Below are 21,984 nucleotides of genomic sequence, written 5' to 3'. Positions count from 1 at the left end.
AGACCCCTTACACGGTCAACGTGCGCGACCTCCTCCACAAGCCGGGGGAGATGCGCGAGCACTCCTTCGACATCCCCGTCACCGAGAAGCTCGGCGAGGGCCTCATCGCCGTGAAGCCCGGCGAAGAACTGCACGTCGAGCTGCGGCTCGAGTCGGTGCACGAGGGCATCCTGGTGACCGCCGAGGTCGAGGCGGAGGCCGACGGCGAGTGCGGTCGGTGCCTCCGGGAGATCCGTCAGCCTGTCGAAGTCGAATTCCAGGAGCTTTTCGCGTATTCTTCTGACGAAGCTTTCGATCACGAGGTTCACGACGACCATGTCGATCTCGAACCTCTGATCAGGGACTCGGTGGTGCTGTCACTGCCGTTCCAGCCGGTGTGCACGCCGGATTGCCCGGGCCTCGACCCCGTGACGGGGGAGAGACTGGCCGATCATCCGGCAGCCCCTGTTGCCCAGCCGATCGATCCGAGATGGTCGGCGCTGGCAGGCCTGGCTGATCCTGAGAAGTCGGGGGCTTCCGAAGACACGGACACCGACGGCAGCTAGCCCGGGTGTCGAAACCGCCGTGTTGCGCCGCGCGCAGCACGACAGAAGAGAAGAGAGATAGTCATGGCTGTTCCGAAGCGGAAGAAGTCACGTTCCAACACCCACGCGCGTCGCTCGCAGTGGAAGGCCGAGGTCCCCACCCTCGTCAAGACCGTCGAGAACGGCAAGACCACCTACAGCCTTCCCCACCGCGCGAAGGTCGTCGAAGACTCCGCCGGCACCCCGCTCTTCCTGGAGTACAAGGGCCGTAAGGTCGCCGACGTCTAAAGCCGGTTCGAAAGGTGCGGCCCATGTCTTCGGACACCGAGGGAGACCGGTCGCACCTTTTGGCGACCCTGCAGGTCGAGCTCTCGCCCGAGCTGCTCGACCTGGCGCTCACCCATCGCTCCTACGCGTACGAGCACGGCAACGTGCCCACCAACGAGCGGCTCGAGTTCCTCGGCGACTCCATCCTCGGCCAGGCCGTCACGGTGATGCTCTACACCACCTACACGGGCCTCGACGAGGGCGAGCTCGCCAAGCGGCGTGCCGCGCTGGTGAGCACGGTCGCGCTCGCCGAGATCGCCCGCACCGTCGGGCTCGGGGGCTACCTCAAGCTGGGTCGCGGCGAAGAGCTCACCGGCGGCCGCGACAAGGCGTCCATCCTCGCCGACACCGTCGAGGCGATCATCGGCGCCACCTATCTCGACCAGGGCCCGGACGTCGCCACCGCTCTGGTGCTCCGGCTCGTCATGCCCCTCGCCGACGACCCGAGCCGCTTCGGCATCTCGATGGACCCGAAGACCTCCCTGCAGGAGCGTGCAGCGCAGCGCGGCTACCAGGCGCCCGTCTACGAGATGCAGGAGTCGGGGCCCGACCACCAGAAGAGCTTCCTGGCGACCGTGACGCTCCGCCCGGCGGGGAAGGGCCACGTCGTGTCGGCCACCGGGAACGGGTCGAGCAAGAAGCACGCCGAGATGGCCGCCGCCGCCGCGGCGTTCCAGCAGCTCGGCTGAGCCTGCCATGCCTGAGCTGCCCGAGGTCGAGGTCGTCAGGGCGGGCCTCGAGCCCGCCGTCACCGGAGCCGCCATCGCCGCCGTCGAGGTGTTCGACCGGCGTTCGCTGAAGCGTCACAGCCCCCTCGAGGGCGAGTTCGAGGCGCTCCTCTCGGGCGAACGGATGCTCGCCGCCGTTCGCCGGGGCAAGTTCCTCTGGTTCCCGCTCTCCTCGGGCAGGGCGCTCGTCACGCACCTCGGCATGAGCGGGCAGGTGCTCTTACGCACACCGGGCGTCGAAGAAGACGGCCTGCTGCGCATCAGACTCGGCATCGAGCATCCGGTGCACGGCGAGTTCTGGGTGAACTTCGTCGACCAGCGCATCTTCGGGTCGATGGCCGTCGACCGGATGCTCGCCACACCCGACCACGCCCCAGGCGGTTTCGCGGGAGCGGCAGGCGCCCTCGCGCCCGACTCCGAGGGGGCGCTCGACTGGCTGGCCGCCGTGCCGTCGCAGGTGGCGCACATCGCCCGCGATCCGCTCGACCCCGCCTTCGACGACCGCGCGTTCCTCGCGGCGCTCGCGCGCAAGCGCACCGGCATCAAGCGGGCGCTGCTCGACCAGACGCTCGTGAGCGGCATCGGCAACATCTACGCCGACGAGTCGCTGTGGGCGGCGCGGGTGCACTACGAGCATCCGGCCGACCGGCTGCCCCGGGCCAGGGCGCGGCAGCTGCTCGCCGAGGTGCGGCTCGTGCTGCAGCGGGCCCTCGCCGAGGGCGGCACGAGCTTCGACGCGCAGTACGTGAACGTGAACGGCGCCTCGGGCTACTTCTCGCACAGCCTCAACGTCTACGGCCGCCAGGGCAAGCCGTGCCCGCGCTGCGGCACCCTCGTCGTGCGCGAGTCGTTCATGAACCGCGGCTCGCACTTCTGCCCGAGGTGCCAGCGGCGGGCGCGGGTGGTGGCGGCGGCGGCCTGAGCCAGCCCATTCACTTTCTTGCGGACAAAGTCCGTCCGAAAGCGCGTCTTGACGGACTTTGTCCGCAAGAAAGCGGCCCGGGCCCCCGGCCTACGCCACGGGGTACTTCACATGGGCGGCGAGGTGCCCGAACAACGCCGCCACGAGGGTGACGAGTGCGGCCGCGGCCACGCCCCAGCCGATGCCGAGGAGGAGCAGCAGGGCGCCGACGCCGGCGCCGGCCGCGATGAGCACGATGGCTGCCGCGCGGCGGAACCACGGCTGACCCTTGCCGCCCGCGAGGCGCGAGTCGGCGGCGAAACCCGTGATGGTGGAGGTGACGACCACCGTGGTGACGTCTTTCACCGCGATGTGGCGCGCGGTGGCGGCCTGGAGGCCCATCGCCGCGGCGAGGAAGAAGGTGATGAGCAGCTCCCACGGCTGCGGCGGCTTGCCCTGGGTGATGAAGAGCGTCACCGCCAGCGCGGTCAGCACGATGCCCACCACGAGGAAGAGCCAGGTGGTGCGGGTGGTCCAGCCCGCCTTCACCGGGCGCAGCACCCGGCCCCCGATGACGGCGCCGAACATGAAGGCGAAGAGCGCGAGCAGCGGGCCGACCCAGGGCAGGTCGTCGGCACCGGCGAGCGCCATGCCCAGGATGACGACGTTGCCCGTCATGTTGCCCGCGAACACCTTGTCGAGACCCAGGTAGCCCACCGCGTCGACCACCCCGGTCGAGAAGGTGAGCGCGAGCATGAGCGCGAGGTGGAGGTTGTCGCGTCTGGCGCGGAGTTTCGTGAGCACGAGCTGTCCCGTCGATGAGGTGGTGGAGCTAGAGCCTCGCGCGTGCACGTTTCGGGCATGTAACAGATTCGGGCCGGCCGCGCCCACGGGGCGTTGACACGGTAGCCCGGCGGCGGTGCGCGGGGCAAACGGGCGTTACCCTCGGGAACATGTCGATGACAGCTGCCCTCCAGCCGGGCGCGGGAGAGATCCGTGCCACCGAATACCTCGCCGCGACCCGCGATCACGTGCTGTGGGGCCGCCTGCCCTGCGCCGGCGACCGGCCCGTGCTCGAGATCGACCCGGGCACCGAGGTCACCATCGACACCATCAGCCACGAGGGCCTCCTCGAAGACCAGGGCCGTGACCCGCGGGCGTTCTTCGCCGCGCAGGGCGTCGACCGTTCGTTCGTGCTCGACGACGCGATCGCGCTGGCCGCATCCGACTACCCGCGCACGCCCGCCGACGGCCCGCATGTGGTCACGGGGCCCATCGGCATCCGTGGGGCCCGCCCGGGAGACCTTCTCAAAATGACCGTCGTCGAGACGACGCCCCGAGTGCCCTACGGCGTCATCTCGAACCGGCACGGCAAGGGTGCGCTGGTGGGGGAGCTGCCGGCCGCCGAGGCGAACGTGAGCATCTTCGCCGAACTGCAGCACACCCTCGAGGGGCTGCAGGTGGGGGCGCTGCCGCTCGTGCCGGGCGGAGAGCCCGTCGTGCGGTTCCCGCTGCGGCCGTTCCTCGGCATCATGGGCGTCGCCGTCGCGGGCGATGTGAGGCCGCACTCGGTGCCGCCCGGGGCGCACGGCGGCAACATCGACATCAACCTGCTCACGGTGGGCTCGTCGCTCTACCTGCCGGTGCAGGTGCCGGGGGCGCTCGCCTACGTGGGCGACCCGCACTTCGCGCAGGGCGACGGGGAGGTCGCGCTCACCGCGATGGAGGCGTCGCTGCGCGTGACCGTGCGCTTCGACCTGGTGCCGCAGGAGGAGGCCGTCGCCTCGTTCGGTGAGCTCGTCGGCCCGATGGCTGAGACGAGCGAGTTCCTGGTGCCGACGGGCATGGACGAAGACCTCGACGTCGCCGTGCAGAACTGCGTGCGGGCAGCGCTCGCGCTGCTCGAGGCGCGCTACGGCATGGACCGCGCGCTCGCCTACGCCTACCTCAGCGCCGCCACCGACTTCGACATCTCGCAGGTGGTCGACATCGTGAAGGGGGTGCACGCGCGGGTGCGGGTCGCCGACTTCGCGGGCGTCGCGGCGGGGGTGAAGCGCCGTGGTTGAGGGCTGGGTCGACGACTTCGAGGCGCAGTTCGCCGACGACGCGGATGCGGAGGCGCGGAGGGCCGGCCTTCACATGGGGCCCGACGGAGAGCCCCTCGACGACGGCGCCGCCGGTGTCGCCGCTCGGCCGGAGCCCGTCTTCGCGGCGGGCGACGACGCGCCCGAGGGGGTGACCTCGATCGACGGAGCGCTCGACGAGGCGACACTCGACGAGCTGCTGCGGGCCTTCCGCGGGTACGAGGCGGCGCTCATGACCAACGACCTCGACGCGCTCGACCGGTACTTCACGCCCGGCCCCGCGACGCTGCGGGGTGACGCGTCGGCGCTGCTGGTCGGCCACGACCGCATCAGCGCGTTCCGAGGACTCCGCGGGGGCGTTCCCCCGCGGAGTCTCACCGACGTGCACCTGCGGGTGATCGCCGGGTCGAACCCGCTCACCGTGCTCGTGGTGTCGATCAGCGTTCCGGCGAAGGGCGGCTCGGGGCAGCAGACGCAGTTGTGGACGAGGCTCGACTCCGGATGGGTGATCTCGGCGGCGCACGTGCACGCCGCCGCCCCCGCCGTCGACGGCCGGGTGTGGCGGGTGGCGGGGGCGCCGCTCGTGCCCGCAGCTGGGTCAGGTGCTCTTGACGGCATGACAGTGGCGGTGAAAGACCTGTTCGCGGTGCGCGGCTTCGCCATCGGGGCCGGGGTGCCCGAGTACCTCGCGACGGCGCCGTTCGAGAACGACGATGCGGATGCGGTGGCGGCGTTGCGCGCATCCGGTGCGTCGGTGGTGGGCATCGCCCAGACCGACGAGTTCGCTTACAGCGTGGCCGGGCGCAACGTGCACTCGGGCACCTCGCCGAACCCCGCCGTGCCGGGAGCCATCGGCGGCGGATCGTCGAGCGGACCGGCGTCGGCCGTGGCCCTCGGGCAGGTGACGATCGGGCTCGGCACCGACACGGGCGGGTCGATCAGGGTGCCGGCGTCGTATCAGGGGCTGTGGGGCATCCGCACGACGCACGGTGCGGTGTCGACGCGGGGGCTGCTGCCGCTCGCGCCGAGCTTCGACACGGTGGGGTGGCTGACGCGCTCGCCGGAGGTGCTGCGGGCGGCGGCGGTGGCGACGCTGGGGGAGCCGGGTGCGCTCCCGACGCTCGAGCCGCGGTTCGTCGTGGCTGCCGACCTCGTCGCCGGGTGCACGCCCGAGGTGCAGGCGGCGTTCGACCATGTCACCGACGAGCTGGTGTTCGGGCTCGTCGACCAGGTCGACCTCGGCGACCTCGACGCGGTGTTCGCGGCGTTCCGCGCGGTGCAGGGTGCCGAGGCCTGGCGTCAGCACGGCGCCTGGATCACCGAGCACCCCGGCGCCCTCGGCCCCGACATCGCCGAGCGCTTCGAGCTGGGATCGCGCGTGACGGCTTCTCAGGAGGATGCCGCGCGCGTTCTGCTCGCCGACGCGCGCCGCCGCTTCGACGAGGTGCTCGCCGGGCGTGTGCTGCTGCTGCCCTCGGCGTCGTCGTCGGCGCCCGCGCTCGACGCCTCCGCCGAGGTCATCGCGTCGGTGCGAGCCGCCACCCTCCGCATGACCTCGGTGGCGGGCGCCGGCGGCTACCCCGCCGTCTCCGCCCCCCTCCTCCGCGTGCCCGCCTCCGGCGGCACCGCCCCCGTCGGCCTCTGCCTCGTCGGCCCCCGCGGCACCGACCTCCCCCTCATCGGCCTCGCCACCTCCATCGCCGCCGAGCTCGCGCCCTGAGCCCGCAGGCTTCGCCACCTTTTGGTCGCGCAAACTGCTCCCATCTAGCGTTTTGAGAGCACTTTGCGCGACCAAAAAGAACGGATGCGCATCCGAAACACTCCTGAAACGTTCGTTTCGTAGGATGGGGGGAGAGAAACAGGATTTTCGAGGAGTCGTCATCGTCGCTCAGCCCGTGAACCCGCCCACCCGCCTCCTCATGGGGCCGGGGCCGATCAACGCCGATCCGCGCGTGCTGCGCGCCATGTCGGCGCAGCTGGTGGGGCAGTACGACCCCGCCATGACCGCGTACATGAACGAGACGATGGGGTTGTACCGCGAGGTCTTCCGCACGGCGAACGAGCAGACGCTGCTCATCGACGGCACCTCGCGCGCGGGCATCGAGGCGGCGATCGTGTCGCTCGTCGAGCCCGGCGATCGCGTGCTGGTGCCGATCTTCGGGCGCTTCGGGCACCTGCTGCGCGAGATCGCCGAGCGTGCCGGCGCCGAGGTGCACGTCATCGAGCGCGAGTGGGGAACCGTCTTCACGCTCGCCGAGATCGAGCAGGCGATCGCCTCGACGAAGCCGAAGCTGCTCGCCGTCGTGCACGGCGACACGAGCACCACCGTCGCCCAGCCGCTCGAGGGCATCGGCGAGCTGTGCGAGAAGCACGGCGTGCTGTTCTACACCGACGTCACCGCGAGCCTCGGCGGAAACGACTTCGACACGGATGCGCTCCGCCTCGACGCCGTCACCGCCGGCCTCCAGAAATGCCTGGGCGGACCCTCGGGCTCCGCGCCCGCCACGTTCTCGGCGCGGGCCGTCGAGGTCATCGACTCCCGCAAGAGCATCGAGGCCGGGATCGCGTCGGAAGGCGACGTGGTGCGTGCCGCGCGCATCCGATCGAACTATTTCGATCTCGCCATGATCTTCGACTACTGGGGCGAGAAGCGCCTCAACCACCACACCGAGGCCACCTCCATGCTCTACGGGGCGCGCGAGTGCGCGCGACTTCTCGTCGAGGAGGGGCTCGCGAACGCGGTCGAGCGGCACCGGCTGCACGGCGCGGCGATGCTCGCCGGCGTGGGCGGGCTCGGGCTCGAGACCTTCGGCGACCTCGCGGTGAAGATGAACAACGTCGTGGCGGTGAAGATCCCGGCCGGTGTCGACGGCGACGCGGTGCGCGGTGAGCTGCTGAACGACTTCGGCATCGAGATCGGCACCTCGTTCGGCCCGCTGCACGGCAAGGTGTGGCGCATCGGCACCATGGGGTACAACGCCCGGAAGGATGCGGTGCTCACCACCCTCGCCGCCCTCGAGCAGGTGCTGCGCCGGCAGGGCGCCGACGTCGTGGGCGGGGGCGGCGTGGGGGCAGCTTACGAGGTGTACGAGGATGCGGCGCGTGGCGGAGGCGAGGATGCGGCAGGCACCCTCACCGACGACGCTCCCATCACCGCCGAGGAGATCGCCCGATGACCCCGGTCGAGACCCCCGCCACCGCCGGCGGAGCCTCCGCCACCGCGGCCGGCACCCGCGAGGTGCCCGAGACCACGACCGCGGCCGAACTCCTCCGCCGCTGCGAGGTGCTCGCCGGATACTCCTCGATGCCCGACGGGCTCATCGAGCGCGTCTACCTCTCGGAGGAGCACCGCCAGGTCAACGCCCTCGCCGCCGAGTGGATGCAGGCCGCCGGCATGACCACCTGGCAAGACGCCGCCGGCAACCAGTGCGGGCGCCTCGAGGGCGCCGTGCCCGGGCTCCCGGCACTGCTGCTCGGCAGCCACCTCGACACCGTGCCGGCCGCGGGCAAGTACGACGGCATCCTGGGTGTGCTGAGTGCGATCGCCGTCGTCGAGCGCATCAAGGCTTCCGGCCGGAAACTGCCGTTCGCCCTCGAGGTCGTCGCCTTCGCCGACGAGGAGGGCACACGCTTCGGCCGGGCCCTGCTCGGCAGCCGCGCGCTCGCCGGCACCTGGGACGAGGCGTGGTGGGAGCTGCACGGCGAAGACGGGGTGTCGCTCCGCGATGCGTTCACCGCCTGGGGTCTCGACCCGGCGAAGGTGGGCGACGCCGCGCGCCGCCCCGACGAGCTCATCGGGTACCTCGAGGCGCACATCGAGCAGGGCCCGTACCTCGAAGACGAGAACAAGGCCCTCGGCATCGTGTCGTCGATCGCGGGGGCCCGCCGCTTCATCCTCACCGTCACCGGAAAGGCCGGCCACTCGGGAACGCCCTATGAGCGCCGCCGCGACGCACTCGCGGGAGCGGCGGATGCGATCATCGCCATCGAACGCCTCGCCCGCTCGGCGCAGCTCATCGCCACGGTCGGGCACCTGCAGGTGTTCCCGGATGCGGTGAACGTCATCCCGGGCAAGGTCGAGTTCAGCCTTGACCTGCGCGGTGAGTACGACTCGGAGCGCGATCGCATCTGGACGGTCATCCAGGGCCTGCTCGACGACATCTGCCGGCAGCGTCGACTGCGCTGGGACAGCGTGGAGACCCACTCGGCACCGGCCGCCGTCTGCAGCGCGCGGCTGCGCGGGGTGATCGCCGAGGGCATCAGGTCGACGGGCGACAAGCGGCCGATGTCGCTGTTCTCGAAGGCGGGGCACGACGCGATGGCGGTCGCCGAGATCGCCGAGATCGGGATGCTGTTCGTGCGCTGCGAGGGCGGCGTCAGTCACAACCCCGAGGAGAAGGTGACCGAAGACGACGTAGCGAAGACCATCGACGCGTTCGAGCGGGCGGTGCTGGCGCTGGCGGAGCAGACCGAGCAGGCGGAGCCGGTGCGGGAGACCGCGAAGACGGAGCAGGGGTTGTGACCCGCGTCGGCGTGCAGACGCGGCCCGACGAGGTCGCGGACCGCCCGCTCACCATCGGGCAGCGCATCGACAAGAGCTACGGGGAGCTGTCGCCGCAGGAGCAGCGCGCCGCCGACTTCATCCTCGACCATCTCACCGACCTCGCCATTTACTCGGGCACCGAACTCGCCCACCGCAGCGGGGTGTCGAAGGCCACGGTGTCGCGGCTGTTCCGGCGACTCGGCTTCGAGAACGCCCAGGAGGTGCGGGAGCACGCGCGGTCGCTGCGCTCGTCGGGGGTGCCGGTCGGGGGAGCGACGCCCGGGGCGTCGGCCGATCTCAGCGCCCACCTGGTGCGCGAGGTGGAGAACCTTCGGCGCTGCCTCGACTCGCTCGGCCCGGAGCGACTCGAGCAGGCGATCTCGCTGCTCGTCAACAGCCGTTCCGTGGTGGTCGTGGGCATGCGCAACAGCTTCGCGCCGGCGCTGCACCTGCGCGAGCAGCTGGCGCAGGCGCGCACGGGCGTGCTGCTCGCGCCCCAGCCCGGCCAGACCATCGCCGAGGAGTTCGCCGACCGGGATGCGCGCGACGTCGCCGTGGTCTTCGGGTTCCGCCGACGGCCGGCGGGCTTCGCGCGGCTGGTGCAGGGAATCGCGGCGCGCGGCGTGTCCGTGCTGCTGATCGGAGACGCGTCGGCCAGGCGGTACGCCGAGTTCGCGCAGCTGTGGCTCGAGTGCCCGATCGACAGCGTGACCCCGCTCGACAGCTACGCGAGCGCGATGAGCCTCGTCAACGTGCTCGCCTCGGGCGCGCTCGCCGCGCGGCCCCGCGACGCCCGCACGCGCATCGCCGCCATCAACACGCTGTACGACGCCTTCGGCGAGTTGGAGTAGCGCCTCCCGGGTTCGGGTGCCTGGCCCCGTCGCCGGGCACCCGCATCCGTGGTTCTAGCGCACGGCCTCGGCGAGCTTGGCGGGGATCTCGGTGGCGGTCATGCGGATGACGTAGGCGGGGCGATCGCGCTCGAAGCGCCAGCTCTCGTCGAGGGTGCCGGCGTCGACCGCGTCGAAGCCGAACTCGTCGAGCAGCGTGGCCACGAGCTGCTTCGCCGTGGCGTCGTCGCCGGCGATGGGCAGCGCGCGGCGGTCGGGGGTTCCGGTGGCCGACCCCGTGGTGGTGAGATCGGCGGCCATGATGTTGTTGAACGCCTTCACGACATTCGAGCCCGGCAGGTGCGCCTGCAGCAGTCCCGACACGGTCGCCTCACCGGCGTCGAGCACCGGGATGCGTCCGTCGCGCTCGAAGTAGTAGTTGTTCGTGTCGACGACCACCTTGCCCTCGAGCGGTGCGACCGGCACCTGCTCGTAGGCCTTCAGCGGAACAGTCACCACGACCAGGTCGCCCGCCGCAGCCGCTTCCTCGGGCGTACCCGCGATGGCCTGGGGGCCGAGTTCGGCCACGAGGTCGGTGAGGGTCTCGGGCCCGCGAGAGTTGCTGAGCACGACCGAGTAGCCGTGGGCGACGGCGAGTCGCGCGAGTTGGCCTCCGATGTTGCCCGAGCCGATGAATCCGATGGTGGTGAGTCCTGTTGCGGTCATGCAGAGCCCAACCCGTGTCACTCGCGCGGTGTTCCCGATTCCCGGCCGGCTCGCAGGGGGACGTCGACCGGCTCGTCGCTGGGTCCGACGCCGGGCTCGTCGACGGGCTCGTCGATGTCGTCGCCTCCGCCGAGGTCGGTGCAGTCGACCTCGTCGACGCCGTGCGCGCGGAGGTACGGGCGCGCCCCGCGGTCTCCGGTGAGGGAGGCGGCGAGGTTCGCGAGGTGGTCGGTTCCGACGAGCACCGGATGCCCGGGCCGGCCGTCGTAGACCGCCTGGCGCAGGGCGGTGCGCAGGGAGGGCGGCTCGAGCAGGCGTGCGACGGATGCGGCGGTCAGGCGGGGGAGGTCGACGAGGGTGATGAGGGCGGCGTCGGAGGTGGAGGCGTCGACGGAGTCGAGGCCGGTTCGGAGCGAGGCGGAGAGGCCGGCGTGCCAGTCGGATGCTTCGACGACCGTGATCGGCACCTCGGAACTGCTGCCCGGGATAGTTCGCCCGTGAGCGCCTCGTGTGGCCAGGTCTCCCGCCTCGGAGGCGAGCAGCGCGCGCGCGGCGAGCAGCTCGCGCGCTTGGGCGGCGCACGCCCCGAGCACGACGACGACCGCGGAGCAGCCGCCCTCGACGAGCGTGCGGATGCCGCGCCTCAGCCACGGCTCACCCGTCTCGGGGTCGGTGACGAGCGCTTTCGGCAGCCCCATGCGCGTGCCCGCGCCGGCGGCGAGCAGCACCCCTGTCGCCCTGCCGCGGGTGGGCTCGGTGGCATCGGGGTGCATGGTGCTCATCGTAAACTCGAGTCATGACACGCGTGGTGGATTCGGGGGAGTTGCGCGACGCGCTGAGGTCGTGCCTGGCGGTCGATCGCTTCGTCGACGAGGTCGCCGGGGCCGCGCCCTTCGTCTCGCACGACGAGCTCCTCGCCACCGCCGACGCCGTGGCCCGCACGCTCACCCCGGCCGAGGTCGACGCCGCGCTCGCCCACCACCCGCGCATCGGCGAGCGGGCGCAGGGCGACGGGCAGTCGCAGCGCTTCAGCCGCTCGGAGCAGTCGTCGGCCGAGGCCTCGGATGCGACCCTCGCCCAGGCGATCACCGACGGCAACGCCGCCTACGAGGAGCGCTTCGACCGCGTGTTCCTCATCAGGGCGGCAGGGCGGGGACGCGCCGAGATCCTCACCGAACTCACCCGCCGGCTCCAGCTCGACGACGCCACGGAGGCGGCTACGGTCGCGTCGGAGCTTCACGACATCACCCTGCTGCGGCTGGCTACCCTCTACCCGCCCACCGCAGCATCCGGAACCGGGGCGACCGCAGCATCCGGTGCCTCACCCCTCGCCGAAGGAGACGCATGAACGCCCACGCCCGCAGCAAGGTGACGACGCACGTGCTCGATTCGGGCATCGGGTTGCCGGCGGCGGGGGTGCCGGTGCGGCTCGAGCACGACGACCTCGGGAACTGGGTGATGATCGCGTCGGCCGAGACCGACGCCGACGGGCGCGCCACCGCGCTCGGCCCCACCGAGCTGCCCGCCGGGCGCTACCGCCTCAGCTTCGACACCGAGGTGTACTTCCACGAGCAGGAGGTCCGCGCGTTCTACCCCGAGGTGCAGATCGTGTTCGAGCTCACCGACCCCGCCGCGCACTACCACGTGCCGCTCCTGCTGAGCCCCTTCGCCTACTCGACGTACCGGGGGAGCTGACCCCCCGCCCCTGACCACCTTTTTGCGGACAAAGTCCGTCCGAATGTGGTTTCGGACGGACTTTGTCCGCAAGAAAGCGACGGCGCGGCCTACGCGAAGCCGCCGGCGATGTCCCAGGCCGGGCCGGCGGGGGGTGCGTCGTCGCGGAGCACGGAGGCCTGGATGAGGCCGTAGGGGCGGTCGTCGGCGTTGAACACCTCGTTGTCGTTGGCGACGCCGAAGGGCGAGAGGTCGTAGAGGAAGTGGTGCTTGTTGGGCGCCGCCATCCTGATCTCGGCGAGGAACGGGTAGGCCTCGAGCACGGCCTTGCCCATCTCGTACAGCGTCTGCTGGAGGGCGAGCGAGTGCAGCGAGGCGAACACCGACACCATCGTCTGCTTGATGCCGGCGTAGGTGGCCTCCCAGTCGATCGACTCCCACCCCTCGGCCGGCTCGAAGAACCGCCACTTGGCCACCAGCGAGGTCGCCATGATGCGGTCGGTCGTCGGCTGCAGCAACGTGTAGGAGTTCTCGAGGAAGTCCTTGAACTCCGACCCCGTGGTCTTCAGCAGCACGAGCTCCTTGAAGCCGCCGATGACCCAGGTCTTCTGCTCGGCGCCCTTGCCCTCCACCGTGATGGCGGCGGTGCGCACCTCCTGGCCCTTGCGCACGAACGCGTGGTCGTGCTCCACGCCGTCGACGACGGCGCGCTCCCAGGCGTACTCCTCGATCTCGATGCGGGCTCCCGAGACCGGCTCGACGTCGTCGACGAAGTGGGTGCCGAGCACGAGCCCGTAGCTCTCGATCGAGGTGAGCCCCTTCTCCTTCGCGTAGGAGTAGGCGGTCTGCTTCTGCGTGTCGGTGGGCAGCACAGCACTCTGGTCGCCCACGAGGTGCGCCGCGTCGAAGGCTCCGCGCAGCGCGGTCGAGACGTTCACGTCGTGGATCTCATGCCGCGCGGTGTCGCGGTACACCCTCACGATGCGGTTCTCCGCCTTGCCGTACTGGTGCGGTCCGAGGACGATCGACATGCTCTCCTGCTCACTGCGCACCGGGTCGCATGAGTGGTGCGCGCCTCAAGTCTTGCGCCTGCCCTCACCGCCGAAGAACGGATGCGCGGGGCCGCCGCCTGATTTTACGATCTGTTTACAAGGGGGTTCACTCGGTGGAACGGCCGTCGAGCCCGGCGCCAGGACGGGTGAGCAGTCGCCCGCTCGGCACCCGCTCGGGCGCACCCGGGCGGTCGCCCGCGACGTGCACGACCTCACCCGCGAGCCACGTGGTGTGTACCACGCCGTGGAGCGTGCTGCCGTCGTAGGCCGACACCTTGTTCTTGTGCTCGAGCTCGTCGGCGGCGACCACGAAGGTCTCCTCGGGTGCGAAGGCGACGAGGTCGGCGTCGGCGCCGACCGCGATCGCACCCTTCGAGGCCAGCCCCACGAGCGCCGCCGTGTTCACGGCCATCCACCCCAGCACCCGCTCGAGCGGGATACCGCGCTCGCGCGCCGCCGTCCACACCGCGGGGAACGACAGCTGCAGCCCCGAGATGCCGCCCCAGGCCTCGGCGAAGTCGCCGGAGCCGGCGAACTTGAGCTCGGCGGTGGAGGGGGAGTGGTCGCTCGCGATGAGGTCGATGGCGCCGTCGAGCAGCCCCTCCCAGAGCAGGTCGCGGTTGCCCTCGTCGCGGATGGGCGGGCAGCACTTGTAATGCGTCGCCCCGTCGGGGATGTGCTCGGCCGAGAAGCTCAGGTAGTGCGGGCAGGTCTCGGCGGTGATGGGCAGGCCCTCCGCCTTCGCGGCCCGCAGCGCGTCGAGGGCGCGTGCGCTGGAGAGGTGCAGGATGTGCGCTCGGGCGCCCGTGGCGCGCACCCCCGCGATGACGTGGGCGATCGCATCCTCCTCCGAGAGGTCGGGGCGCGAGGCCACGAAGTCGAGGTAGCCCGGCCCACCGGGAGACGCGGAGGCGACGGCGTCGAGCACGTCGGGGTCTTCGGCGTGCACGATGAGCAGCCCGCCGAAGCCGGCGATCTCGGCGAGGGCGGCGTTCAGCTGCTCGGTGCCGAGGTGGGGGAACTCGTCGACACCCGAGGGGGAGAGGAAGCACTTGAACCCGAACACCCCCTCGTTCCAGAGCGGCTCGAGGCCGCCGAGGCTCGACGGGATGGCGCCGCCCCAGAAGCCCACGTCGACCCGCGCCTGCGGCGCCGCGGCGGAGCGCTTGAGCTCGAGCGCCTCGACGGTGGTGGTGGGCGGGATGCTGTTGAGCGGCATGTCGACGATGGTCGTGACGCCGCCCGCGGCGGCCGCCCGTGTTCCCGTGTCGAAGCCCTCCCACTCGGTGCGCCCCGGCTCGTTCACGTGCACGTGGGTGTCGACGATGCCCGGCACGAGCACCTGACCCTCGGGCAGGGTGACCACCTGGTGCGCCGGGACCTCCTCGTCGAACTCGGCGATCGCAGCGACCACCCCGTCGCGCACCGCGATGGAGGCGGCCCGCCACTCGCCGTCGACGAAGACGGTCTCGGCATGCACGACCAGGTCGTAGGGGTTGCTCATCGATGACTCCTCGCTCTGGTGCCGGTACCTCGTGGCCGGTGCTCCCCACCACCTTAGGGCGACCCTCCGACAGCCCGGTGCCGCTGGAACACGGCGCGAGCCCTCGCTGAAACACCCCCGTCACAGCGCGTGGCTACCATGACCGGATGAGCGTGACGACCGAGCTGCGGGAGGCCTGTCCCAAACACATGGAGTACGGCCCGTGCGGGGGCGTCGACTTCGACGGCAGCTGCGAGGTGGGCGCGTTCCGCTGCGTGTTCCTCGACCTGCCGACCGTGCGCTGGAAGGGCGGGGGAGAAGGCCCCGACGAGAACTCGCCGACAGCACCACGGCACGGAGCGTCGGCGATGCGCGACCTGCTCGCCACCCGGCAGGTCGTCGTCGCCGACTTCCCGGGCCGCGCCCTCGACCGCGCGTCGCTCGAGGAGTGCGTTGACGCCCTCGCCGGCCGCGTCGACGCCGTGCTCGCGGGCGACTCCGGCCGCAGCCGCGTGCAGTTCTCCCCGGCCTACCGGGCCCACCTCATCCAGCAGCGCGGCCTGCCCGTGTGGACGGGTCTGAACTGCCGCGACCGCAACCGCGTCGCCCTCGAGGGCGAGCTCGCCGGTCTCGCCGAGGTGGGCGTCGCCGCGGTGCACTGCGTGACCGGCGACCACACCCTCACCGGCGACCGCCCTGACGCGAAGCCGGTCTTCGACCTCGACTCCACCCGGGTCGCCGCGCTCGCCCGGCGTGCGGGGCACCTCGTCTCGGTCGGCGAGTCCCCGACGACCCCGCCGCACGACCGCCGCGCCGCCCGGCTCGCCGAGAAGGTGCGGGCGGGCGCAGAGATCTGCTTCGTCAACCACGCCGGCGGTGCCGAGCCCGTGCGCCGCTTCATCGCCGAGAGCCGGGATGCGGGCGCCGCCCCGGGCTTCATCGCCTGCGTTCCGATGGTGGTCGACCACGGCAGCGCCGCCCTGCTCCGCTCGTTCACCACGCTCGTGCTCCCCGAGGGGTTCCTCGACGGCATCCTCGCCTCCAGCGACCCCCGCCGCGCGGGGATCGACGCGGCGCTCGTCCTCAGCGAGCGGCTGCTCGAGCTCGACGGCGTCGTGGGCGTGAACCTCTCGGGCGGGGCCGCCGACGGGCACGAACGCGAGTTCGCCGAAGCGCTCGCCGAGGTCGCCGATCGGCTGCAGCTCGGGGCCCCCGGAGCGTCGGCGGCGAGCCCTAAGCTGACACCATGAGTGACCAGACACAATCCGGAACAAGCTCCCACCCCGCGGTCGTCACAGTCGGCCAGTACCTCGCCACCCGCCTCGTGCAGCTGGGCGCCGACCACGTGTTCGGCCTGCCCGGCGACTTCAACCTGAGCCTCCTCGATCAGATGGTGACGGTCGACGGGTTCACCTGGGTGGGCTCCACGAACGAGCTGAACGCCGCGTATGCCGCCGACGGCTACGCCCGCCTTCGCCGCGGCATCGGCGCCCTCGTCACCACCTTCGGGGTGGGTGAGCTCTCGGCCATCAATGGCGTGGCCGGCAGTTTCTCCGAAGACGTGCCCGTCGTGAAGATCACGGGCATGCCGTCCACCACCGCGCGTGCCGCGGGCCTCCACCTCCACCACACCCTCATCGACGGCGACTACGACCACTTCTTCCGCGCCTATCGCGAGGTCACCGCATCCGCCACCATCGTCAAGGCAGCCACCGCCACGCGCGACATCGACGCCGCGCTCATGACGGCCCTCCGCGAGTCGAAGCCGGTGTACCTCGGCATCCCCGCCGACGTCGCCGTCGCCCCGGTGCCCTCGGCCAATCTGCGGTCACCCCTCGTGGCAGCGACATCGGATGCGGGGGAGCTCGCCCGCTTCACCGCAGCCCTCGAGGAGGCGGTCGCCGAGCATCCGCGCGTGACGCTGCTCGTCGGCCCGCAGGTGCACCGCACCTCGCAGGAGCCGCTCATCCGCAGCATCGCCGACCACGACGGGGTGTACGTGGCGTCGCAGAACATGTCGAAGGCGGTGCTCGACGAGTCGCACCCCGCCTCGCTCGGCACCTACATGGGTGCCTTCACGCGTATCGAGGAGGCACGCGACGCTGTCGACCAGGCCCCGCTGCTCGTGCTCGCCGGCACCGTGATGAGCGACTTCCTCACCGGGTTCTTCACGCAGCGCTTCGACGAGCAACAGGCCGTCGAGCTCGGTCTCACCTCGGCCCGCATCGCCGACACCACCTTCTACGGCGTGCGGCTCACCGACTCGCTGGCGGCGCTGCACGAGGTGCTGGGCCGGTCTGAGCGGCCCGCCGTGGTGCCGGTCGGGCACCCGCCGGTTCCCGACGCCGACGCACCGGTGCCGGGCAAGGCGCTCAGCCAGGAGTACTTCTGGGGTGCGGTGCAGAACTGGCTGCGGCCGGGCACGACGGTCATCGCCGACGCCGGCACCTCCTTCTACGGCGCGCTCGACCTGGTGCTGCCCGACGATTCGGCGCTGCTCGGGCAGCCGGTGTGGTCGGCCATCGGCTACACGGTGCCGGCGACGCTCGGCGCCTGCGTCGCCGCTCCCGGCCACCGGGCCGTGCTGTTCGTGGGCGACGGTGCGGCGCAGCTCACCGTGCAGGAGCTCGCCACCATCCTGCACCGCGGCTTCACACCGGTGATCTTCCTGCTCAACAACGACGGGTACACGGTGGAGCGCAAGATCCAGAGCCCCTCGGCCGTCTACCAAGACATCACGCCGTGGGACTGGACGCTCATCCCCGCCGCGCTCGGGGCAGGCGACCGGGTGCTCACCACGACGGCCCGCACCGAAGACGAGCTGGCCGACGCCCTCTCGCTCGCTCACTCCGCCGACGACAAGGCCGTGCTGGTGGAAGTGGTGCTGCCGAAGCTTGACTCGCCGCGCCTGCTGACCGTGCTGACGGATGCGATCGCCGCCGCCGCGAAGGCCGCCGCGGCGCGCTGAGGTGGGGTGCGGGCGGCGGCGCGGCGCTGCGCGGTGGGCGCGTGCCCCGACGTGAGTGGGATGCCCGGCGCGGGGACGTTGCCGCGCGCTGAGGTGGCGGTGCCTCAGCCGGGGAGGATCGTCTCCGTCCACTCCCCGGAGGCGGAGAGCGCGAACTCCACGCGCCGTGACGCGGTGTCGGGGTCGCCGTGCCAGAAGGTGAGCCGCACGGGCTTCACCACGAAGCCCGCCCACGTCTCGGGCGCGCTCAGCGTGCCCTCCGGGTGCTCGGCCGCGAACTCCGCCCACCGCGCGAGGCGTTCCTCCTGGTCGAGCGCGGCAAGCTCGGGTGTGTTGAGCCAGGCCAGCAGCTGCAGATAGCGCGAGCGGTGGGCGTAGGCCCGGTCGAGCTCGTCGGCGGATGCGGGGCTCACGTCGCCCTGCACCACCAGTTGGCGGCCGGGCCATACCAGCGTCAGCACCGCCCGCGGGTTCGCCGTCACCTCGGCGACCTTCCGCGAGCGCGAGTCGGTGTGAAAGTAGAAGCCCTCGTCGTCGTACTCCGACAGCAGCACCGACCGCGCATCCGGGTAGCCCGACGAGTCGACGGTGCCGAGCGTCATCAGCGGTCGCACCGGGTCGTCGTTGGCGGGAAGCCACTCCGCGAGGAGCGCCTCGGCCGCGCCCGGTCGGCTCACGAGGCGGCCTCGGCAGGCGTCGCCCCGCCGGCCGCGTCGAAGCGGGCGATCTCGGCGAAGGCGGCCACCGCATCCGTCACCGATGCGTCGAACAGCTGCTCGCCGTAGGCGGCGTTCGCGCCGGTCGGGTCGCCGAGCGTGCCGTTCGTGGCGAAGTCGTTCGATAGCCAGCCGAAGGTCACCCGCTTGCGGAAGCCGATGTGCTCGTACTCGGCGAGGTGGGCGGGAACGCTCGGTTCGGCGACCGCGAGGTCGACCAGCTCGGGGCGCAGGTGCTGCACGAGCGAGGTCTCGGCGTGGCCGGCGTGGATGCCGAGCCCGAGTTCTTCGGGGCCGTCGTGGTCGCCGGGCGGCACGGTGGCGCCCATGAGGAAGGTCTGCAGCCCGAAGCGGCGGCGCAGCTCCCGGCAGGCCACCTGCAGCAGGGCGAGGTTGCCGCCGTGGCCGTTGAAGAACACGAGCTTCTTCGCCGGTGTGGCGGCGATCGAGTTGCCGAGCTCGACGACGGTCTGCATGAGGGTGTCCCAGCTGATCCACATCGTGCCGGGGGCCCAGTGGTGCTCGTCGGACTTCGTGTAGGCGATCGTGGGGAGGATCCACACGTCGAGGCCCTGCGCGGCAGCCGCATCGACAGCCGCGTTCGCGACGCTGTCGGCGATGAGGTAGTCGGTCAGGAGCGGCAGGTGCGGCCCGTGGTACTCGATCGCCCCGGTGGGCAGCACGATGACGGAAATCGGGCTGAGGGCCGCGGCCGCGGCATTGCCGGAGAGCTCGGCGAGCTTGCGGGTGGTCGTCATGGTGGTCACGCCTTCTTGCCGGCGGTGGTGAGGGTGCCGGGTGCCGGAAGCTTCCCCGGGTTGAGGAGCCCGTCGGGGTCGGTGGTGCCGGCGAGTTCACGGGTGCGCTCGACGTTCCAGTCGACGAACCACTGGTGCGGGCTGTGGTAGCCGACGTCGATGGCGGTGAGCCGGTCGAAGCCGGCGTACACCTCCTCGGCGCTCACGTAGGGCGCGGCCAACATGCCGATGGGGTGGTCGCGCTGCGCCTCGATGTGCAGCATCGCTCCCGGGTAGGCCTGATGCACCTCGTCGAGCCGCTCCACGAGCGCGGCTCCCGAGACCTCGACGTGGAAGTAGGTCTCCGGCGACGACTTCTGCAGCCACTCGATGGGGTGGTTGTAGCTCAGCATCGAGATCTTGACGGTGGCCTGCGGCCCCTCGCGCACCTCTTCGACGCGACCGCCCGCGCCCTCGACGAGGGCGGTGGCCGCAGCGACGGTGGAGGGGTCGAGGATGGCGCGGAGCGACGCCCGGTCGCGCGGGATGGCGGGGTCGGCGGGCAGCGCGTTGGCGATGGTGGGCAGGTCGGCCGAGACGAGCCGCGGGGTGGGCTCCAGCCAGCCGATCTCACGGATGATGCCGGTGGCGTTCTCGAAGGCCGGGAAGCTCGCGTAGAACCCGACCCACTCCTGAACGGGCTCGAGAGCGATCGTGGCGCGGGCGATGATGCCCGCGGTGCCGTAGGTGTGCACGTAGGGCTGGGCCTCCTCGCCCTCCACGTGCACGAGCTCGGCCACGGGGGAGGCGTAGACCACGTCGAGGCCGAGCACGTAGTCGCCGCTCATGTTGCTGCCGTGCTTGATCGAGCCGGTGCCTCCGGAGCCGCCGGAGAGGAAGCCGCCGAGGCTCGACTGGGCGGTGGAGGGGTACATGAGGATCTGCTGGCCGGCGTCGCGCGCCGCCTGCTCGATGGTGATCATGGGGGTGCCCGCCTCGGCGGTGAGGTAGCCGTCGCCCACCTCGACGATCGCACGTGCCTTCGACATGTCGAGCACGAGGCCGCCCTGCATCGGGATGGCCTGCCCGTAGTTGCCGGTGCCCTTGCCCCGCGGGGTCACCGCGACACCGTGGCGTACGGCGGCGGCGACGGTCTCGGCGATCTGCTCGGCGCTCGCCGGAAAGGCGACGAGGTCGGCGAGGCCGAGGGGCAGCTGCTCGCTCAGGATGGGCGACATCTTCGCGCCGTCGAGCGAGGCCTTCTCGCGCCCGCGCAGTTCGGTGGTGACGCCTCGCGGGCCGAGGAGGGAGACGAGCTCGTCGGCGAGGGCGATGATCTGTTCGGCGGTGGCGGTCATGGTCGGCGGTCCTTTGCAAGCGAAACGGGTGGTGCGGGCGGTGCGGATGCGGTGCAGACGGAGCAGGGCGGCCTGCGGCGAGGGAGAGCCCACGCCGCAGACCGCCCTCGGGTGCTACTTGAGGCCGATCGAGGTGTCGATGTACTCGTTGGTGTAGAGGTCGGCGGTGGTGAGGCCGTCGGCCGGCGCGGTGCCGAGGTCGGTGAAGACCGGGGTGGTCTTCTCGAGCAGCTCGGCGACGCGCGCCTCGTCGAAGTCGCCGAGGGTGTCGTTCTCGCCGTTGCCGACGATGCCCTCGTCGATCATGGTCTTCACCGAGTAGTCGGCGACGCCCTGCGAGTACACCCAGCCGGTGTCGAATTGGTCGACCAGGTCGAGGATGAGTGAGTTGGTCTTCGCCGGGTCGGCGAAGTAGTCGACCTCGGCCTGCTGCAGCACGGGCACGAGCGCCTTGAAGCACTCGCTGTTGGCCTCGAGGTCGTCGGACCGCGTCGCCATCGCCGACATGTAGAAGGGGTAGCCGGTGTCGTTGATGAGCTGGTAGGCGACCGGCTTCATCCACGAGTCGACCTCGTTCTCGTAGATGTACGGCTCTGCGGAGGCGAAGCCCTGCTGCGCATCCTTGCCGGCCGAGGCGATGAACGACGCGGGGGTGCCGTCGTAGGAGCCGTCGGCCTGGGCCTCGGGCACGATGCCCGCGGCCATCAGGTACTCCATGTAGGCGGAGCCGCCGAAGTAGCGGATGACGGCGCCGTCGGCGACGATGTCCTGCACGGTCTTCGCGTCGGGGTGGCTCTCCGGGTCCCACATGATCATGAGCGGGCTGATGTCGAGCGGGGCGAACACGGCGGTGGTGGGCATCTCGGCCGAGAGCTGGATCGACTCGTCGGTCGAGACGTAGCCGAGCAGGATGTCGGGGTCGGTGTACATCTGGCTGGTCACGGTCTGGAAGCCGATGGCCGGGCCGCCGGAGCGGATCTCGACGTCGACGCCGGTGTACTCGCCGCTCGACATGAGCGGACCCGAGACGAGCTTGTTGGCGGCGTCGACGGTGTAGTCGTCGCCGAGCATCTGGTAGAGGTGGCCGTGCTCGGCCTCGGGGTTCCAGTCGGTCTGGATGACGACCTTCGCCGGGCAGCCGGCGGCGGCGAGGTCGGTGGAGCCGATGGTGAGGTCGGCGGAGGGGGTCGAGTCGGTCGCCGACGAGCCGCTCGAACAAGCGGTGAGGGCGACCGCGGTGACCGCGGTGAGGCCCACGGTGAGGGCGAGCCTGGATCGGGTGCTGCGCATGGCTACTCCTTGGGTTCTGTGCTGCAGGGTGATGCGGAAGGGA

The 21,984-nt window shown here is 71.3% G+C and carries 22 protein-coding genes; 13 read left to right on the top strand and 9 right to left on the bottom strand.

Annotated elements, in window-relative coordinates; all coding sequences use genetic code 11:
- Window positions 1-50: 50 nt before the first annotated feature.
- The 4 genes from HL652_RS10725 (at window position 51) to mutM (ending at window position 2,501) form a co-directional block, all read left to right on the top strand.
- The gene (locus HL652_RS10725; protein ID WP_171707302.1) at window positions 51-545 is read left to right on the top strand and encodes a YceD family protein; all 495 of its coding nucleotides are present in this window, start codon (window positions 51-53) and stop codon (window positions 543-545) included.
- A gap of 63 nt (window positions 546-608) precedes the next feature.
- Entirely contained in the window at window positions 609-812 is a 204-nt protein-coding gene (rpmF, locus tag HL652_RS10720) for a 50S ribosomal protein L32 (RefSeq protein ID WP_085019985.1), read from the top strand.
- A gap of 23 nt (window positions 813-835) precedes the next feature.
- Window positions 836-1,540 carry a ribonuclease III gene (rnc, locus tag HL652_RS10715; RefSeq protein WP_171705306.1) on the top strand — a complete coding sequence of 235 codons (705 nt, stop codon included), beginning with the start codon at window positions 836-838 and terminating at the stop codon, window positions 1,538-1,540.
- Window positions 1,541-1,547: 7 nt separating this feature from the next.
- Window positions 1,548-2,501 (top strand): bifunctional DNA-formamidopyrimidine glycosylase/DNA-(apurinic or apyrimidinic site) lyase, encoded by a 954-nt coding sequence (mutM, locus tag HL652_RS10710; RefSeq protein ID WP_171705305.1) that lies wholly within the window; start codon window positions 1,548-1,550, stop codon window positions 2,499-2,501.
- Window positions 2,502-2,591: 90 nt separating this feature from the next.
- Here the strand turns inward: mutM and HL652_RS10705 are convergent, their stop codons facing one another.
- Entirely contained in the window at window positions 2,592-3,284 is a 693-nt protein-coding gene (locus HL652_RS10705; protein ID WP_253743191.1) for a YoaK family protein, read from the bottom strand.
- Between the two features lie 149 nt (window positions 3,285-3,433).
- Between HL652_RS10705 and HL652_RS10700 the strand changes: the two genes are divergently transcribed.
- The 5 genes from HL652_RS10700 (at window position 3,434) to HL652_RS10680 (ending at window position 9,958) form a co-directional block, all read left to right on the top strand.
- A complete protein-coding gene (locus HL652_RS10700) occupies window positions 3,434-4,546 on the top strand; it encodes an acetamidase/formamidase family protein (protein WP_171705304.1) in 1,113 nt (370 codons plus the stop codon).
- Window positions 4,539-6,284: an AtzH-like domain-containing protein gene (locus HL652_RS10695; RefSeq protein ID WP_253743189.1), complete on the top strand. Its 1,746-nt coding sequence runs from the start codon at window positions 4,539-4,541 to the stop codon at window positions 6,282-6,284. The genes HL652_RS10700 and HL652_RS10695 overlap by 8 nt, the downstream gene beginning before the upstream one ends.
- A 124-nt stretch (window positions 6,285-6,408) precedes the next feature.
- Window positions 6,409-7,740: a pyridoxal-phosphate-dependent aminotransferase family protein gene (locus HL652_RS10690; RefSeq protein WP_253743187.1), complete on the top strand. Its 1,332-nt coding sequence runs from the start codon at window positions 6,409-6,411 to the stop codon at window positions 7,738-7,740.
- A complete protein-coding gene (locus HL652_RS10685; RefSeq protein ID WP_171705303.1) occupies window positions 7,737-9,086 on the top strand; it encodes an allantoate amidohydrolase in 1,350 nt (449 codons plus the stop codon). The genes HL652_RS10690 and HL652_RS10685 overlap by 4 nt, the downstream gene beginning before the upstream one ends.
- Window positions 9,083-9,958, top strand: a complete 876-nt coding sequence (locus HL652_RS10680; protein ID WP_253743185.1) for a MurR/RpiR family transcriptional regulator — start codon at window positions 9,083-9,085, stop codon at window positions 9,956-9,958. Before HL652_RS10685 ends, HL652_RS10680 begins: the two co-directional genes overlap by 4 nt.
- 54 nt (window positions 9,959-10,012) lie before the next feature.
- Here the strand turns inward: HL652_RS10680 and HL652_RS10675 are convergent, their stop codons facing one another.
- Window positions 10,013-10,663, bottom strand: a complete 651-nt coding sequence (locus tag HL652_RS10675; protein ID WP_171705302.1) for an NADPH-dependent F420 reductase — start codon at window positions 10,661-10,663, stop codon at window positions 10,013-10,015.
- A 17-nt stretch (window positions 10,664-10,680) separates the two neighbouring features.
- Window positions 10,681-11,445: a nucleotidyltransferase family protein gene (locus HL652_RS10670; RefSeq protein ID WP_253743183.1), complete on the bottom strand. Its 765-nt coding sequence runs from the start codon at window positions 11,443-11,445 to the stop codon at window positions 10,681-10,683.
- A gap of 14 nt (window positions 11,446-11,459) precedes the next feature.
- Here HL652_RS10670 and HL652_RS10665 point away from each other — a divergent pair, with 14 nt between their 5' ends.
- Together HL652_RS10665 and uraH are read left to right on the top strand one after the other, a co-directional pair.
- A complete protein-coding gene (locus HL652_RS10665; protein WP_171705301.1) occupies window positions 11,460-12,011 on the top strand; it encodes a 2-oxo-4-hydroxy-4-carboxy-5-ureidoimidazoline decarboxylase in 552 nt (183 codons plus the stop codon).
- The gene (gene uraH, locus HL652_RS10660; protein WP_171705300.1) at window positions 12,008-12,358 is read left to right on the top strand and encodes a hydroxyisourate hydrolase; all 351 of its coding nucleotides are present in this window, start codon (window positions 12,008-12,010) and stop codon (window positions 12,356-12,358) included. Before HL652_RS10665 ends, uraH begins: the two co-directional genes overlap by 4 nt.
- A gap of 89 nt (window positions 12,359-12,447) precedes the next feature.
- Here uraH and pucL read toward each other — a convergent pair whose 3' ends face one another.
- Both pucL and allB read right to left on the bottom strand, forming a co-directional pair.
- Window positions 12,448-13,368 (bottom strand): factor-independent urate hydroxylase, encoded by a 921-nt coding sequence (gene pucL, locus HL652_RS10655; RefSeq protein WP_171705299.1) that lies wholly within the window; start codon window positions 13,366-13,368, stop codon window positions 12,448-12,450.
- A 127-nt stretch (window positions 13,369-13,495) separates the two neighbouring features.
- Window positions 13,496-14,893, bottom strand: coding sequence for an allantoinase AllB (gene allB, locus HL652_RS10650; protein ID WP_171705298.1), 1,398 nt, complete (start codon window positions 14,891-14,893; stop codon window positions 13,496-13,498).
- 146 nt (window positions 14,894-15,039) lie between these two features.
- Between allB and HL652_RS10645 the strand changes: the two genes are divergently transcribed.
- Entirely contained in the window at window positions 15,040-16,122 is a 1,083-nt protein-coding gene (locus HL652_RS10645; protein ID WP_171705297.1) for a methylenetetrahydrofolate reductase C-terminal domain-containing protein, read from the top strand.
- Window positions 16,119-17,840 (top strand): alpha-keto acid decarboxylase family protein, encoded by a 1,722-nt coding sequence (locus HL652_RS10640; protein ID WP_171705296.1) that lies wholly within the window; start codon window positions 16,119-16,121, stop codon window positions 17,838-17,840. The genes HL652_RS10645 and HL652_RS10640 overlap by 4 nt, the downstream gene beginning before the upstream one ends.
- A gap of 104 nt (window positions 17,841-17,944) precedes the next feature.
- Here HL652_RS10640 and HL652_RS10635 read toward each other — a convergent pair whose 3' ends face one another.
- The 4 genes from HL652_RS10635 to HL652_RS10620 form a co-directional block, all read right to left on the bottom strand.
- On the bottom strand, window positions 17,945-18,517 hold the full coding sequence (locus HL652_RS10635; protein WP_171705295.1) for a pyridoxine/pyridoxamine 5'-phosphate oxidase: 573 nt from the start codon (window positions 18,515-18,517) through the stop codon (window positions 17,945-17,947).
- Window positions 18,514-19,314 (bottom strand): creatininase family protein, encoded by an 801-nt coding sequence (locus HL652_RS10630; RefSeq protein ID WP_171705294.1) that lies wholly within the window; start codon window positions 19,312-19,314, stop codon window positions 18,514-18,516. Before HL652_RS10630 ends, HL652_RS10635 begins: the two co-directional genes overlap by 4 nt.
- Before the next feature lie 5 nt (window positions 19,315-19,319).
- On the bottom strand, window positions 19,320-20,651 hold the full coding sequence (locus HL652_RS10625) for an FAD-binding oxidoreductase (RefSeq protein ID WP_171705293.1): 1,332 nt from the start codon (window positions 20,649-20,651) through the stop codon (window positions 19,320-19,322).
- 114 nt (window positions 20,652-20,765) lie between these two features.
- On the bottom strand, window positions 20,766-21,941 hold the full coding sequence (locus HL652_RS10620; RefSeq protein ID WP_171705292.1) for a substrate-binding domain-containing protein: 1,176 nt from the start codon (window positions 21,939-21,941) through the stop codon (window positions 20,766-20,768).
- Window positions 21,942-21,984: the final 43 nt, after the last annotated feature.

The sequence above is a fragment of the Herbiconiux sp. SALV-R1 genome (assembly GCF_013113715.1).
Classification (GTDB): domain Bacteria; phylum Actinomycetota; class Actinomycetes; order Actinomycetales; family Microbacteriaceae; genus Herbiconiux.
Note: the sequence above shows the minus strand (reverse complement) of the source record. Positions and strands in the feature narration are given on the sequence as shown.